This window comes from Ruania halotolerans, assembly GCF_021049285.1.
GTDB lineage: Bacteria > Actinomycetota > Actinomycetes > Actinomycetales > Beutenbergiaceae > Ruania > Ruania halotolerans.
The window spans coordinates 3,779,014-3,794,754 of sequence record NZ_CP088017.1; the positions used below are offsets into that span (position 1 = coordinate 3,779,014).

10 protein-coding genes are annotated in these 15,741 nt (G+C 65.7%); 5 read left to right on the top strand and 5 right to left on the bottom strand.

Going from position 1 to position 15,741, the window contains the following annotated elements; all coding sequences use genetic code 11:
• Window positions 1-48: 48 nt before the first annotated feature.
• The 5 genes from LQF10_RS17130 (at window position 49) to LQF10_RS17150 (ending at window position 5,269) form a co-directional block, all read left to right on the top strand.
• Window positions 49-1,470 carry a sulfatase family protein gene (locus LQF10_RS17130; RefSeq protein ID WP_231065020.1) on the top strand — a complete coding sequence of 474 codons (1,422 nt, stop codon included), beginning with the start codon at window positions 49-51 and terminating at the stop codon, window positions 1,468-1,470.
• Between the two features lie 34 nt (window positions 1,471-1,504).
• Entirely contained in the window at window positions 1,505-2,893 is a 1,389-nt protein-coding gene (locus LQF10_RS17135; protein WP_231065021.1) for an ABC transporter substrate-binding protein, read from the top strand.
• A 3-nt stretch (window positions 2,894-2,896) separates the two neighbouring features.
• Window positions 2,897-3,856: a carbohydrate ABC transporter permease gene (locus tag LQF10_RS17140; RefSeq protein ID WP_231065022.1), complete on the top strand. Its 960-nt coding sequence runs from the start codon at window positions 2,897-2,899 to the stop codon at window positions 3,854-3,856.
• Complete coding sequence (locus LQF10_RS17145) at window positions 3,853-4,710, top strand: carbohydrate ABC transporter permease (protein ID WP_231065023.1); 858 nt, start codon at window positions 3,853-3,855, stop codon at window positions 4,708-4,710. The genes LQF10_RS17140 and LQF10_RS17145 overlap by 4 nt, the downstream gene beginning before the upstream one ends.
• A 331-nt stretch (window positions 4,711-5,041) precedes the next feature.
• Window positions 5,042-5,269, top strand: coding sequence for an N-acetylmuramic acid 6-phosphate etherase family protein (locus LQF10_RS17150; RefSeq protein ID WP_231065024.1), 228 nt, complete (start codon window positions 5,042-5,044; stop codon window positions 5,267-5,269).
• Window positions 5,270-5,381: 112 nt separating this feature from the next.
• On the opposite strand, the gene LQF10_RS17155 is transcribed toward LQF10_RS17150, so the two are convergent.
• The 5 genes from LQF10_RS17155 to LQF10_RS17175 form a co-directional block, all read right to left on the bottom strand.
• Window positions 5,382-6,770, bottom strand: a complete 1,389-nt coding sequence (locus LQF10_RS17155) for a sulfatase-like hydrolase/transferase (protein ID WP_231065025.1) — start codon at window positions 6,768-6,770, stop codon at window positions 5,382-5,384.
• Window positions 6,767-9,709: a glycoside hydrolase family 2 TIM barrel-domain containing protein gene (locus LQF10_RS17160; RefSeq protein ID WP_231065026.1), complete on the bottom strand. Its 2,943-nt coding sequence runs from the start codon at window positions 9,707-9,709 to the stop codon at window positions 6,767-6,769. Before LQF10_RS17160 ends, LQF10_RS17155 begins: the two co-directional genes overlap by 4 nt.
• 10 nt (window positions 9,710-9,719) lie before the next feature.
• The gene (locus LQF10_RS17165) at window positions 9,720-10,892 is read right to left on the bottom strand and encodes an SGNH/GDSL hydrolase family protein (protein WP_231065027.1); all 1,173 of its coding nucleotides are present in this window, start codon (window positions 10,890-10,892) and stop codon (window positions 9,720-9,722) included.
• 15 nt (window positions 10,893-10,907) lie between these two features.
• Window positions 10,908-14,072, bottom strand: a complete 3,165-nt coding sequence (locus tag LQF10_RS17170) for a golvesin C-terminal-like domain-containing protein (protein WP_231065028.1) — start codon at window positions 14,070-14,072, stop codon at window positions 10,908-10,910.
• Window positions 14,073-14,212: 140 nt separating this feature from the next.
• Window positions 14,213-15,721, bottom strand: coding sequence for an extracellular solute-binding protein (locus tag LQF10_RS17175; RefSeq protein ID WP_231065029.1), 1,509 nt, complete (start codon window positions 15,719-15,721; stop codon window positions 14,213-14,215).
• Window positions 15,722-15,741 lie beyond the last annotated feature (20 nt).

Consider the following 15,741-nt stretch of genomic DNA (forward strand, 5'->3'; position numbering starts at 1 on the left):
TCGCCATCTACTCTCGCTGCATCATCCTGTCTCCCGGAGGTGCGCACGGTGCCTGATAGTCGCCGACCGAACATCGTCCTCATCCTGAGCGACGACCACGCCGCGCATGCGATGAGCTGCTACGGCAGCCAAGTGAACGAGACGCCCTCCTTGGACCGCATCGCCACCGAGGGCGTCAGGTTTGACCGCGCCGGCTGCACCAATGCGCTCTGCGCCCCGAGCCGGGCGTCGATCCTGACCGGAACCCACAGTCACCGCAACGGGATGATGACGCTGACCACGACCTTCGACTCGACCCAGCCAACCTTCCCCGCACTGATGCAGGCGGCCGGATATCGCACGGCACTGTTCGGCAAGTGGCACCTGGGTCACGGCGCCGGGCACGACCCCGACGGTTTCGACGAGTGGCAGATCCTGGACGGCCAGGGCGAGTACGACGATCCCGAGCTGATCAGCCCAACCGGACGCACCCAGCACCCCGGGTATGTGACCGACGTCCTCACCGACCTCGCCCTCGATTGGCTGGATCAGCAGGACGGCACACAACCCTGGCTACTACTGCTGTGGCACAAGGCCCCGCACCGGCGCTGGTTCCCGGGTCCGCACGAGCAGCACCTCTACTCAGGCGTCACCTTCCCTGAACCGCCGACTCTCTTCGACGACTACGGAGCACGGGCTGATGCGGCCGGCGAGGCCGCGATCCGGGTAGGCCGCGACCTGGACGAACTGGACGTGAAGACCACGATCCCGACGTTTGACACGACCCAACAGCGCACCTCCTGGTTCTACCAGCGCTACCTGCGCGACTACCTGCGCTGCGTCGCCGGGATCGACCGCACCACGGGCCGCCTCCTGGACTACCTGGACGCCACCGAACAGACCAGCAACACCCTGGTCACCTACGCCAGCGACCAGGGCTTCTTCCTCGGCGACCACGGGTGGTTCGACAAGCGCTTCATGTACAGCGAATCGATGCGTATCCCACTCCTCATGCGCTACCCGGCCGAGATCCCACCCGGGACGGTCAGCACCGACTTCGCCCTCAACCTCGATCTGGCGCAGACGTTCCTCGACTTCGCCGGGATCGAAGCGCCGGATCGGATGCAGGGACGCAGCCTGCGGCCGCTCTGCCGTGGCGAACGCACCCCCTGGCGCACGCACGTCTACTACCGCTACTGGGAACACCTCAAGGCCGGTGTGGGCGCCCATGTGGGCGTGCGCACTGAACGCTACGCACTCATCCATTACTACGGCGAGGCCCTCGGCGTCACCGGCGCGATCGATGAGCCGCGCCACCCGGAGTGGGAACTCTTCGACCTCGAGCCCGACCCGCTGGAGCTGCGCTCCTGCTATCACGACCCTGCCTACGCGCAGATTCGCCACGAGTTGACGGAGTTGCTGGTGGCCTCCATCCGTGAAGCCCACGACATACCTCCGCCGAGCCTGCAGCACCTCGCCCGCGCCTCCTAGACAACCGACCGACGCGATGCAAAGGAGCAACACCATGAGAAGAGAAGGACGACTCACCGGAACGGCGGCGGCAGCGCTGGCGTCCTGTCTGGCACTGGCCGCCTGTTCAGGTGGTGACGGCGGCAACGGCACCGATGGCGGTGCCGCTGCGGACGGTCCCCTCACGTTCTGGACACCGCACGTGCAGCCGGACCGGATGGCCGCGCAGCAGGAGATCGCCGCGGAGTTCACCGCCGAGACGGGCATCGAGGTGGAGGTCGTGGCCATGGCGGGCGCCGACCAGGACCAGGCACTGATTACCGGGGCAGCGTCCGGTGATGTCCCCGATGTGGTGCTGCACGCCCCTGATCTGAGCGCCTGGCAGTCCCAAGGGCTGGTCGACTCCGCTGCCGCCACCTCGGCGATCGAGAGTCTCGGCGCGGACACGTTCAACCAGCAAGCGCTCGATTTCATCACCATCGACGACAGCTATCAAGCGATCCCGGCCGACGGCTGGGTCCACCTGATCGCCTATCGTGCGGACCTGCTTGAGGAGGCGGGTATCGCGGTACCCACATCCCTCGACGAGCTCGCCAGCGCAGCCCAGACCATCCGAGCCGACGTCGGGATCACCGGAATGGCGATGGGCACCCAGGCGGGCACGCCGTCAGCCACCGAGGCGATCGAGTCCACCTTCCAGCAGACCGGGTGTGAGCTGGTGCAGGACGGAACAGTCACCTTCGACTCCCCGGAGTGCGTCCAGGCAGCCGGGAACTTCGCCACCCTCGCCGACTCCAGCGCTGCCGGGCCGTTCGACGTGCTCAGCGCGCGCTCGGCGTACCTCAACGGCGATGCCGCGTTCCTGCTGTTCTCCACGCACATCCTGGACGAGCTCGCCGGCCTCGATGCGGACAACCCGCTCACTTGCGACGAGTGCGCCGACAACGAGGACTTCCTGATGGAGAACACCGGGTTCATCACCGTGCTGGACGAGAGCAACCCCGCTCAGTACGGCACGACCCTGAACTATGTGATCCCCGAAGGTGCGAACGCCGAGGGCGCGAGTGAGTTCGTGGAGTACATGCTCAGCGATGGCTACAGCGCCATGCTCGGCACTGCTCCCGAAGGGCGGATCCCGCTGCGACCAGGCAATGCCGACAACCCGACCGAGTACCTGGACGCATGGGGCACCCTGCCGATGGGTGGATCAGACCAGTCGGTCGCCGATCTGTACGGCGATGAGCTGGTGACCTCCCTCGGCGACGGCATGAACGCCGTCTCCCGCTGGGGTTTCGGGACCGAGGATGCAGTGCTCGCCGGGGAGGCGTTCGCGCAGAACACTCTCGCGGAGCAGTTGGAGGCGCTTTACTCCGGTACCGATCCTGAGCAGGTGGTGGCAGATATGGCCGCCGCGGTCCAGTCGCTGCAGGACGAGCTCGGCTAGGAGATGTCTGACGCCCGTTCGACGAGGGTGGCGCGGGGGTCCCGGCTCAGCCGGGGCCAACGCGCCAACCTCCATGGATATCTGCTCTCAGCACCGTCCTACCTGACCATCACCCTGGTCATTCTCATCCCGTTCTGCGCCGTGGTGGTGTTCGCGTTCGCAGAGTTCCGGCTGATCGACGTTTCTCAGATGAGCCTGGGCACGATCGACTGGTCGCTGGCGAACATGTCCGGCGCCCTGCAGTCCGGACGGTTCTGGAGTGCGCTCGGGACCACCGCGGCCTATGCGGTTTTCACCACCATCGGTGTGATCGTCGGCGGCGTCACCGTGGCACTGGCAATGCGCAAGCCATTTCGCGGCCAGCACGTGGTCAGGGCGCTCTTCCTCGTGCCGTACGTGCTCCCGGTGATCGCCGCGGCCACGATCTGGCGCACCATGCTCAACCCCCAGTACGGGATCGTCAATGCGTTCGGAACCTCCGTACTCGGCTGGGAAGCACCGATCGCGTTCCTCACCACGAGGTCGGCGGAGCTCGGCAGCCTGTCGATCCCGGTGGCCCTGACGATGGTGATCCTGTTCGAGATCTGGAAGTCGGCTCCGTTCACGTTCTTGTTCGTGACGGCCCGCTTGCAGAACGTCCCAGCGGAGCTGGAGGACGCTGCTGCCATCGACGGCGCCAATGCCCGCCAGCGGCTCACCCACATCGTGCTGCCACAACTGCGGACCGTGGTGATGGTGCTCGTCCTACTCCGGTTCATCTGGTCGTTCCAGAACTTCAACGACATCTACCTGCTCACCCAGGGCGCCGGCGGCACCGAGGTGATGGCCGTGCAGGTGTTCAAGCAGCTCACGGTGCGCGCCGACGTCGGCAGCGCGGCGGCATACGGCCTGTGCATGACGGCGATCCTGGCCGTGTTCGGGATCGCGTGGGCGTTGACCAACCGGCGGAAGGAGGCGCTGTGAGCGCGGTACGAGAGCCAACCTCCATCCGGGCGCTACGGGCCACGATCATCATCATCGCCATGGTGCTCACGTGCGGGCCAGTGCTGTACGGCCTGCTGCTGTCCCTGCGGCCCTTCGCCGCCGCGCTGAACGACCCGCTCAGCATCGTGCCCAGCCCGGACGAGATCAGCTTTGACGCCTACGTGCAGGCCATGCGATCGACCGCAGACGGCGGCTACGGTCTCGGCGGGTTCCTGCTCAACTCCCTGATCCTGGCCGCCGGGACGGTGCTCGCCTCGGTCCTCGCCAGCATCCTGGGCGCATACGCCACCGCCAGGATCCGCTTCTCCGGACGCAGCGTGGGCAACACGATCATCGTGGCCGTCTACATGTTCCCCGGCATCGTGCTGGCGGTGCCGCTGTTCGTGCTACTCAGCCGTGCCGGACTCACCTCGAGCCTGGTCGGGCTGGTGATCGTCTATGTGGCCCTGACCGTGCCGGTGTCGCTGTATATGCTGCGCAACTACTTCATCGCGCTACCCGCCAGCATCGAGGATGCCGCCATGATCGACGGGTGCTCCCTGCTGGGTGTGATCTGGCGGATCGTGCTGCCGATCGCCCTCCCCGGGATCGCAGCCACGGCGATGTACATCTTCATGATCGCCTGGAACGAGTATCTGTACGCCCTGCTGTTCCTCGTTCAAGCGCGCGACCTGTGGACCGCACCGCTGGGTATCGCCCAGCTGACCGAGTTCGACACTCCGGTGACGATCCTGCTCGCCGGGTCGATCGTGGTGACGATCCCGGTGGTGCTGCTGTTCGTTCTCGCCCAGCGGCTGCTGATCAGCGGGCTGGCAACGGGAGCGGAGAAGTGAGGCCCGACTCCACCGAGGACCGCCACCCAGGCACTATCGACATCGACACCTAGGATCCGGCTCACCTTCGGCGTGGACGACTTGTTCGCCGCTCATTTCCCCGGTGGCCCCAGAAGCCCTGCTGGACTCCTCGATCGCCCGGGAGGACGCCGAAGCTGCCGGGGGCGGAGGACGCCGAGACCCTCACCTCCAACGACGTGGCGATCGGCGTGACCGCCTCCGGTAGGGCCGCCTAGGTCCGCGGCGCCGTGGGCCGGCACTACCCACGAAGGTACGATCAACCCTTCTCCACAGCGCTGATGATGCGCGCGGGCGCACCTGGTCCAACCTCATGGTGCAGATGGTGGCCACCAACTCCAAGCTGGACGAACGGGCCGTACGGATCCTGACCATGGCCACGTCTCGCCCGAGCGAGGAGTGCGGAGAGGTTCTCGCCGCCTGCGAGGGCGAGCTCCCGGTCGCGCTGACGGCGATGCTCTCCGGAGCGAGCCCGGGGGCGAGCCGCCGCGCCCTGGCCGCGGGCGGCGGGGTCCGCGACGCCGTTCAGAGCCTCAGTTAGCGTTGCGGTACCTGGCCAGCAGTTCGGTCGCGATGGCGCGCAAGTCTGGTAGAAGCCGCCAAGGAGTCCGGCCCAGTGCCAACCGGAAGAAACCACCGAGGCCTGGCCACGCTCATCCGTCCACCGCTTTGCGTTGGTGGCCGAATCGGAAACCGGACGTCTCGATCGACCCCACCCGGGGGTCGAGGTGCCGTCCTTTCCGAGTTGTCGTCGCAGGCTCGATCACGGGCTCCGGTTCACCGACGTCGATCATGCGCTCGGCGAGCCTTCTGCGCAGGTCGGACGTGACGGTGGCGCTCGACTCCTGACCGATCAGGTTCTCGAGCTCAGAGGGATCATTCTCCAGGTCGTACAGCGCAGATTCGACGTATCGGTGGCCATGGCGGTCGTTCCATGCATGAGCGTCGGGGGCAGTGACGTAGTACTTCCACCGACGCGTACGGAGCCCTCGCCCGACCTCGCTCTCGCTCACCTGGAACAGGACGGCGTCGCTGCGCTCCCGCTCCAACAGCGAACTGCCCTGCATGGTGTCCGGCACTGCGATGCCCGCAGCAGCAAGAAGCGTCGGTGGCAGATCCAGCGTACTGATCGGGCCCTCGATGCGGCGCCCGCGGTGGAACCCAGGGCCGGATATCGCGAAGGGTACTCGCACGGACGCCTCGTGGCAGGACCGCTTGTACTCACCGACCCGGGTGCGGAAGTGGCAGCCATGATCGGAGGTGAAGGCCACAATGGTGTCCTCGAGGATGTGCAGACTGCGCAAGGCATCCATCAGTCGGCCCAGGCACTCGTCCACTCGTTTGATCTGCCCGTAGTAGCCACCGATCTGCTCGTGCACCTTAGAGCCATTTCCGAGAGCCGCCAGGTCAGGCGGGAGCGGACTACCGATGTACTGCTCGGCATAACCCTCGGGGGCGTCGTAGGAGTCGGTCTCGTTCTGCTGGTGAGGTTCCAGCAACGAGAGGAAGAGCAGGAACGGCTCGTCACTGTGGTCGGCCGCGTAGCGGATGGCCGCGTCGGTCAGGGCGTCGGCCCGATATCCCGGCAGTCGAACCGGGTCACCTTCATCGTCATAGACGACGGTGTTGTATGCGTCGGACGTGTGCTCAAGCACGTTGGCGGCTAACCAGTCCTGGTATCCACCGCGCTCACCTTGTTCGACCGGACCGGCAACATCGGGATCACCGAGGTGCCACTTGCCGATATAGCCCGTCGCATACCCGGCACCATGGAAACAGGCGGCCAAGGTCGGGAGTTCGGAGTCCAGCGTGAGCTGGTTGCGAAAGCAGCCGCTCGCTGATGGATACATCCCGGTCTGCATGGCCGCTCGCGCCGGCGCACAGACCGGATTCGGCGTGATCGCGGTGGCGGCATACGTGCCGCGCGTGGCGAGCCGATCGAAGGCAGGGGTGACTCCGAGTGAGTTTCCTCCGGCACCCGTGGTGTCCCAGCGCTGTTGGTCGGTCAGGATGACCACGACACTCGGCCTGCGGGTGTTCATGTGTCGGCTCCACCTTCCGGTGCTCGTGCGGTTGGCTGGCTGCTGATTCGTCGGAACCGGACTTCGGTGTTCGCGATCACGATGTCGAGATGGTCCGCGCCCTGGTCCGTGAGGTGCAGCTCGGACGTACTCCCGTCGATCCACCTGATCTCGCCTGTCCCGGCGTCATCGAGGTCCTCGAACCGGTCATGCGGAAAGTCGTACCACCACGATCCGACCAGCTCAGACTTGGACCCATAGGCCTGCGGCCTGCCGACAGTACCGTCGTCTCGAAGTGAGATCTCCTGGTGGGGTGATCGCCAGGTGCCGACCGCCTGCTGGTCGTGGGGGCCGGGCGCGACCGTGAGGTCCGCCGGCGATTCGTTGCCGTGCGTCATGTCGACCACCTGCGGGCGTTCACCTCTGATGAACTCCTGCTCCATGGAGAGCACAGGCCGGTCCTCGCCGACGACCACGGCCCTGACCACACAACTGCGGTCGAGGCGGATCGGCCCCTGATAGCGAGCCGCCAGCTTCGAAGGCTCCGAACCATCGGTGGTATACCGGATGTCGTAGGCACTGAGGTCGGGAGCCGTCCCGCCACGAAGGTCGATCCCTTCGATGACCACCGACACGTCGGTGACATCGCCGAAGTACTGGTCCCCCAGGACTGCACCGGCGATGATCTCGATGTCACCGGCCTCCTGCGTCGATGAGAAGATCCCCAGCCCGAGACCATTGAACACGCGACGCTGACTCGCCTGGTGAGCCGTGAGGTCGAGCGGGTCGCCATTGTCGAACCCCAAGCATCGGATCGGGCCGGACCAAGAGAACCACACCGTGTGACCAGCCTGCGGCACCTGAACACCTGCTCGATCCACCACTGCGAAGACGACGTGGCTGATGTCGCAGCCATCTGCGGCCAGATCGGTGTTGTCCGACGAGAGTCGCAATGCGGCTGGGGTGGCGGCGGTGGTCACCGCCGTCACCGCGCGATCCCTCGCGTCACGTCGGGCGACCGCGCGAAGCGTGCCCGGCGAGTATGGCACCCTCCACTCCATATGGAGGTCATCGCCCACGTGCTTGACCCCGAGCGACTCGTCGTCAAGGAAGAGCTCCACCGCGTCGCAATTCGTGTAGACCCACACCGGAATCTCCACCCCCTCCAGCCCCGGGTGAGTCCAGTGCGGCAGCACGTGCACCATCGGCTCGCGGGTCCACTGGCTCTGGTAGAAGTAGAAGTGGTCCTTGGGGAACCCGCACAGATCGATGACGCCGTAGTTGTAGGTCCGCGCAGGCCAACGCGGCGATTCACCCAGGTAGTCGAAGCCCGTCCATCGGAACTCACCGCACAGGTACGGCAGGGCCCGGGTGCGCCGCCAGGAGTGCCGTGCGCAGCAGCGCACCCCGCTGTTGTCGTAGGAGGAGTTGTAGAGCACCGAGCCATCGGTGAAGAGCTCCTTCTCCGTGAGGTTCGGCACCTCCTGCCGGGGGCGGTTCCTGTCGCGCCACCACGTCCTGGTCCGGTAGAACCCACGCGTCTGCAGCGTGTGCGGCTCCTCGGTCAGCAGGAGGACACGATCTGGAAACTCCTCGTGATACGCCTCAAGCACACCAGGTACCCCGCCTTGTCCGTTGAAACCCTGGACATCCTCGATACCGGAGATGCCCCGACCACATGTCACCGGTCGCGTCGGGTCCAGCTCGTGGACGACATCGACGAGTTCCTGTGCCTGCTTGTCGGTCTTGTCGGGAACCTCGTTGCCGATGCTCCACATGATCACGCTCGGATGGTTGCGGTCGCGCGCAATGAGGTCGGCCAGATCTCGCTGCCACCATTGCGCGAAGGACAACCCGTAGTCGTAGCGGGCCTTCGGCGTGGCCCACCCGTCGAAGGCTTCGTCGATCACCAGGAACCCGAGTCGATCGCACAGGTCGTAGAACTCCGGCGCGGCGGGACTGTGTCCGACCCGGATAGCATTGCACCCCATGTCCTTGAGCATGCGCAGCCGGCGTAGCAGCACCGGCTCCGGCACCGCTGCGCCGACCGGTCCTCCGTCCCGGTGATGACAGACGCCCCGCAGGGTCATCGGCTTGCCGTTCAGGAAGAAGCCGTCCGTCGGGTCGAACCGGATGCTCCGCACGCCGAATGTGGTGTCCACCAGGTCGACGGCCCGCCCGCGCTCCTCCAGTGTGATCCGCAGCAGGTACAGCTCAGGGTGGTCCGGTGACCACAGCCGTGGGGATGGCAGGGCAAGGTCCACCTCGAGCATCGCCTCACCTTCGGGCGGCAAGCTCACGTCGGCTTGCCCGTGGGCGTACACGGTCCCGTCAGCGTCCATGACTTCGAAACTCCCGACGGCGTCCCTCGCCAACGCGCTCATGTTCTGTATCCGCGTACGTACGGCAATGGCCGCCGATTCAGCGGTCACGGCCGGTGTGGTGATCTGCACGCCCCAGTGGTCGATGTGGACCTCATCGGTGACAGTCAGCCAGACGTGCCGGTAGATGCCCGATCCGGTGTACCACCGGGCGCTCGGTGCCTGCGAGTGATCCACTCGCACGGCGAGCACGTTCCGGCCCGGTCGCAGAGCGGAGGTCAGGTCGTAGGCGAACCCGATGTTCCCGCTCGGGCGATGCCCCAGATGCGCACCATTGATCCAGGCGTCGCTGCAGCGGTAGACGCCGTCAAACTCGACGACCGCCCTCGCGCCTGAGGCAAGGTCGGGCAGGTCGACCTCCCGCCGGTACCAGCCGATCCCTGTAGGCAGGAATGCCCCTTCGCGGCCTGACGGATTGTCCTCGGCGTAGCTGCCCTCGATGCTCCAGTCATGCGGGAGATCGAGCGTACGCCACCTCGTGTCGTCGTAGTCCTCGCGCTCGGCCCCGGGGGCGTCTCCGAGGTGGAAGCGCCACCCGTGATCGAGACTCTCGCGTTGCCTGGTATCACCTGTCCTCATGTGGGGCACATCATCTGATCATCGGCCGGAGGGCGCGCTCGTAGGCCCCGGCATACCGCACCATCCCCAGGTCGCTGGGGTGAGAACCATCGGTCGTGGCTTCGCCATCATCACCGAGCAGCCTGTCTCCCTCGAGGTAGCGCAGGTTCTCGACACCCGCCTGCCGGAGCCGCAGGTAGGCGGCCCGCAGTTCGGCGCGTGAGCCGTCGTGCCGATCGTGGACCTCCGGGGACAGCCACGCCCGTTGGTTCGTTCGGTCCTCCACCAACAGAATCGGCGTCCCGGGGTGAGCCTCATTCAGGGCGTGCACCAGCGGCTCGGTCCGCTCGGCGACCAACCGGCTGTGCATGTTCGGTAGGCAGTCGATCACATACACCTCCGCGTCCAGTTCGGTCAGCAGGTCAACCACGGGCTCGTCCATCCGCCCCGCACCGGCGAACCCCAGGTTGACCGTGGGTACGCCCAGACGGCGCCCCACCAGTGCCGGGATCGCCATCCCGGGCCGGGATGCGCACGAGCCGTGCATGATGGAGGTGCCGTAGAACACGATCGGCTTCTCCGGCCGGGGGGCAATGGGAACGAAGGTCGCTCCCGCCTCCACCCCGATCTCCATCCGCAGGACCTGGTTGCGCAGCGGGAAGTGCATGGTGAACTCGTGCATGCCCGGGACCATGTCCTTGATCACGCCATAGTTCATGCTCAGATCGTCCTTGAGCCATGGGTGTTCCGGCCGGGCCGTCGAGACATACCGTTCCTGGCTGTTGGCATCCCGGGCATAGATGTCGACGCCACTGGATCCGGTTGCCGCCATGGTGGAGCGCGTGATCAACTCCCGACCGAGCCGGTAGCGCACCCGCACCTGTGGCGAGTCGGTACGAAAGCGGGTGAGCATGCCTGCGCTGTCACGACTGAGATCCCACAACTGTGCCGAGACTGTTTCCTCGGCTCGCGCCGGGAAGCGGTCGTAGGACGATGCGGTGTCGTCGAAGGCTCTGCCTTCGACACCCCAGTCCGCAACGTCGTGCCAGATCATGCCGGTGGCAACACAGTCGCCGTCCTCGACGGCCCCGTATTCATCCTCACTGGGTGCCGCCGCTGCCCGGGCGGTGTCAGCAACCATCGCTGTCGCCACCCCTGCTCCGGCGGTGAGCACGCTGCGGCGCGCCACGCTTCGATACGACATGAGGTTTCCCGGCCTTCATCGCAGGGCCCGGCGGCGGCGCAGTACCCGGCGGTCCGTCCAGAACTGCATGGTCTCGGGCTCCAGCACACAGTCCAGCCGAGACGCGACCTGTGTTCCCAGGTCGGTGAACCGGTCATGCTCGGAGAAGCCGGCACCGGTCATGTGATGGGTGTCCCCGAGGTCGATCGAGAGCTCAGTACGTGCTGATCCGCCGTTGAGTACGGCGACCCCACGGCTCCCATCCGGTCCTTCGAACGCAAAGAGGGTCACGTCGCGATCTTTTGGGGAGTCCCCGAGGACGGAGTACCGGACCGCATCGTGCGGCATGAGTTTGACGAAGCCGACGATCGGGTGCCAGTTGATGCCGACGAATTCCCAGTGACCGACGTTGAGGTGCGCGTACCGGTCATCCGGATCACTGTCGGTGTCGGGCCGCCAGACACCCAGCGCTCGTGTGTCTGCGAAGTTGGAGTTCGTGGGCTGCAGAGCGTGCAGCCAGTACCAGGTGGGAGAGCCGTAGTACAGGAAGTGGTACAGGATGTTTTTCGCCGTGCTCACGAAGTTGGCGGCGCTTGAGCCCGAGTAGGAGAACTCCGTGTTGACCAAGGGCTTGTCGCGCAGGTTCTTCCAGGTAGCGCCTGCCTCGACAAGCGAGTCGGGGTCGTCCGAGCGGTGGCCGTTGTGCCAGGACCAGCCCTCCATCAGGGCGGACGCCTGGTCGTCGGCGGTCAGCTCGGTGATCCAGGTGGTGCCCGCGCCACTGTCGGGGCCGAAGATATGCAACTCCGGATGATCGGACCGGATCCTCGCCGCAACAGTGTTGAATGTTGTCACGTAGTCCGGCGGCGCGTAATAGCACATCGAGTACGGGCCAGTTGACTGGTTCGGTGGCCGGTTCTGCGGCTCATTCTGCAGGGACCACGAGCCCACCGGTACCCCGTGGGCCTTGAGGGTGTCGATATCGGCCGACATGGCATCGGCGATGTCACCGAGCAGCGACGAATCGTACGATGTGAGTTGTCCGCCCAAGAGGTGGTCGGTCGACTTGAAGTAGGGAGCTGGCGACCAGTACGTCGGGGTGACCGTGGCTCCGGACCGCTGGGCGGACTCGGCGATGTCGTCGATCTGACCGGGATATACGCCCTGGATGAGCCGACCCTCTTCGTCGGTCCCGCGCAGGTAGAGGCCCAGAGCCAGCCGGATGTGCCGGAAGCCCGTCAGCATCTCGTCGTACCATCGGTCCCGCTCGGCGTCAGCAAGGGACTGCGGGACACGTTCGGTGGTGCACTGGAGCTGCCCGCCGGGCTGCAGGCAGTCGTAGAGGACCTCCACACCCATGCCCTCGATCAGCTGCTGTGGGTCCGTCCAGTCCACCTGGTAGGTGGTGCTGGCGGTTTCGGCAGCGGGGAGAAGCCTGATCGCATCGGCGACGACGTACCCCTCACTGCTGCTCGACACGCGCACGTGATGCCCGGCGGTCGCGTCGAAGGTGAACACCCCGTCGCCGAGCCGGGCCCAGTGGCAACCGGCTCCTCGCTGGTCGATCGCGAAAGTGTCTTCGCCGCCTGCGTGGACGACGGTCACGGGCGCGTTGCTGGCCGCGTCCTCGTCACCGTGCGGGAACCACATCCACACGCTGTACTGTCCGGTGAGTTGCGCGGGGGGAGTGTAGGTGGCGGCGCCCCCGGACCCGGCCGGAGTGACCATCGCCTCGTGCCCTCGATATCCAGGCATGACGCTGGAGGCGCCCCACTCGCCGTCGAGTTCGGCATCCGAATGACGCATGACGAACTCGATACTGGTGCCCGGGACGGCCGACGCCTGGAACGACGATCGCACCGCCGGACCGTCGTCATTCTTCCCGCGTACCCGGTAGTGGTGGACAAATCCGGCGGCTACGTCCTCATCCACATAGATCGGCTCTGTGGTCTCCGCGACCATCTCGAACGTGGCAGTCCGGCGACCGCGAGGAATCGCACGCTCCACGAGATAAGACTCGGCGTCGTCGGTCCCATGCCACCTCAACTCGACGGCTCCGTCGCGTGCCGCCGCCACCAGTCCCTGCGGAGTGTGCAGCGGCGGGCCGGACGGACGTGCTTCCAGCACCTCGGTTTGCGGTCCTTCACCACCGGCGTTGGCTGCCGAGACAGTGAGTTTGGCGTCAATGCCGTGCGGCAGCCGCCCGACCGTGTACGTCAACCGGACGATCCGGTTGGCGACGACGACCCAGGACCCGTCATCGACTTCACGGCGCACCACGTAGCGATCGGCGCTGTCGACGTCGTCCCAGGTCAACCCGATCTGCTGGTTACCCGGCTCGATCGTGACCTCCGGTGCGTCTCTGGGTGGATCCGGCCGTTCCAACAGGAACGGCTCGCTCGGGTCGCTCTCCCCGCCTGGCCCAACGGCGGCAACCGTGTACGCGAAGTCGCTCTCGCCCTCGGTATCGACGTCCAGGAAGGATCCGCTGACTACGCGGGCTGCAACCGTCTCGAAAGGGCCGTCGATCGAATCGCTGCGACGGACGACGTAGTGATCGACGTCGTCGGCCACGGCCCATCCGACCTCCGCCTCCCCACCGGGGATCCAGACCGCAGTGACCTCCTGCGGTACAGCGGGAACATACGGCTCGACGAACCGCGCAGCATCGGCATTGACGTGCTTCAGAGGCGTCTGCGCCTCGCTGACGACCAGTTCGATGTACTCGGAGCCGTCGGCGGTGAAAGGCAACGGGTCGCTCACCGCACGCCAGAACCCACCCGCCTCCTGCTGATTGAGGTGGACCGTGGTCACCTGACCGGAGTGGTGGACCTTGTACGCTGCCGCTCCGGAACGGTTGGGGTCACCATCCGGCAGCCAGATCTGGACGCTGTAGTCGCCCGGTGAGGGCAGGTCCGGCCGCCAGCGAGCGACGGCCGTGGTGGTCTCGCTCCAGTTGGAAACTGCGTAGTTGCCGCCGTAGTAGCCGTTCGCATACCTCGACGTCGACCAGTCAGAGGCCGGGAGGAGCTCGGCGTCCGGGTTGTCGACGATGATGTCGATCGGGCCCGAAGGGGCCGCATCGGCCGACGCGAGCGCTGTCGGCGTACTGCTCGCCACGACGACGGTGCTGGCAGCGGCAGCGGAGTACTTCAGGAATCTGCGGCGGTCGAAGCCAGCAGGGGTTGCGGAGTTTTCCATGGGATTCTCCCATCAGGCGGGTACGCTGACACGCACCCATCGAGGTGTGACATCTGACATGGGCAGTGAGGCGGGGACTGACCTCCCCGTCCCCGGGGCCGGGCTGCTACCCGGCCCCGGGACATCTCGGTCGCGTGGACTCAGCCGAATCCGAGATCGTTGAGTTGTTCGATGCCGGCGGCGACGTACTCCTGGTGCCCGAAGTCGTTGGCGAGCGTCTCGAGGAATTCGTCATACTCGTCCATCGAGCGATCGCCGGTGACGAAGCCGATGAAGCCTTCCTGAGCGAATCGGGTCGAGTCGCCCATGCTGAATCCATCCGGCGCCAGCACCAAGCTGCCGAGCGTGGTGAACGTCGGCTGTTCCTGTGCGAAGTGGATCTCGTCCACGGCTTCGGGAAAGGTGATCGGGAGGTACTCACCTTCGTTCCGGCCCGTGAACTGGTAGATCCACATATAACTCCCCTCGTTCACGCGTGCCTGCGTCGGGACAACCTCGCCATCCTCGAGGTTGTAGTGGACGCCCTCGATCCCGTGAGAGACGAGCGTGCGCCCCTCCTCGCTCGCGGAATAGTTGATCAGATCGAAGATCGCCTGCATCTTCTCCGGCTCGTTCGCCAGTTCGGCGGAGAATCCGTACATCCGTGCTGAGTATCCATCCCGGCTGTAGCCGCTCTCGCCATCGGGTCCGGTCGGTGGGAGCATCTGGATCCACTCGGCGTCGGGCTGGACCTCACGGTACTGGTCGACAAACTCGGGCTTGGTGAAGTTCGGCCAGCCGATGTTGATCATGCCGACGGTGCCCTGCATGGCCCGTTCGTGCGCCTGGTTGCTGTCCAAGGTCATGAAATCAGGGTCGACCGCGCCGGTTGCGACCAGTTCCTGGATCCACTCGAGGGCTTCGCGGGTGTTCGGGTCGTAGAAGCCGTGGACGACCTCACCGTCCTGCTCGTAGAAGGTTCCGCCACTCGTGCCGCCGTAGTCGGTGCCAATACCCCCGGAACCGAATGCAGGCCATATCGGAGACCAACTCCCGCCGTCACTGGCAGCGCCAAGCCCATAGGTGTCGTCATGACCGTTGCCGTCGGGGTCATCTTCGGTGAAGGCGACCGCAACGTCGTAGAAGTCATCGATGGTCTCCGGGACGTCCAGACCTAGGTTGTCCAGCCAGTCCTTCCGGATCCAGAACGAGTTGTAGTTCCACCCGCTCCCGGTGACAGTGGCATACGTCCCTTCGTTCATCTGCCCGATCGTGACACTGTCCTCGCCCATCGCCTCTGCGTACGGGGCCAGCTCATCGTCGAGATACTCGGTCACGTCCAACAGAAGGCCCTGGTCGGAGAATTCGTTCGCCTGGACCCGGTTGAGCTGGAACATGTCTGGCAGATCACCTGCGGCCACGTCCGCTGAGAGTTGTGTGCCGTAGTCGTCGCCAGCAGTAGCCGTCATGGTGATGTCGATGTCGAGCACCTCTTCCAGTGCTTCTCTGATCGGATCGTCCTCGGGGATCGTCACCCCCGCCTGCACGCGAATATCCAGAGCCACCGGGCCGCCGTCGCCGTCGGCGCCGTCGTCGGTCGAGCTGCATGCCACGAGCGCGAGGGCACCGACAGCAACGACAGCGGAAACTCTTCGAACAACTTTGGTCATGAGTCCTCCAATGAACAAGT

Coding starts and splice junctions, on each gene's coding strand:
- LQF10_RS17135 (WP_231065021.1), top strand. CDS start 1,505: ATGAGAAGAGAAGGACGACTCACCGGAACGGCGGCGGCAGCGCTGGCG.
- LQF10_RS17140 (WP_231065022.1), top strand. CDS start 2,897: ATGTCTGACGCCCGTTCGACGAGGGTGGCGCGGGGGTCCCGGCTCAGC.
- LQF10_RS17150 (WP_231065024.1), top strand. CDS start 5,042: ATGGTGCAGATGGTGGCCACCAACTCCAAGCTGGACGAACGGGCCGTA.
- LQF10_RS17155 (WP_231065025.1), bottom strand. CDS start 6,770: ATGAACACCCGCAGGCCGAGTGTCGTGGTCATCCTGACCGACCAACAG.
- LQF10_RS17160 (WP_231065026.1), bottom strand. CDS start 9,709: ATGAGGACAGGTGATACCAGGCAACGCGAGAGTCTCGATCACGGGTGG.
- LQF10_RS17165 (WP_231065027.1), bottom strand. CDS start 10,892: ATGTCGTATCGAAGCGTGGCGCGCCGCAGCGTGCTCACCGCCGGAGCA.
- LQF10_RS17170 (WP_231065028.1), bottom strand. CDS start 14,072: ATGGAAAACTCCGCAACCCCTGCTGGCTTCGACCGCCGCAGATTCCTG.
- LQF10_RS17175 (WP_231065029.1), bottom strand. CDS start 15,721: ATGACCAAAGTTGTTCGAAGAGTTTCCGCTGTCGTTGCTGTCGGTGCC.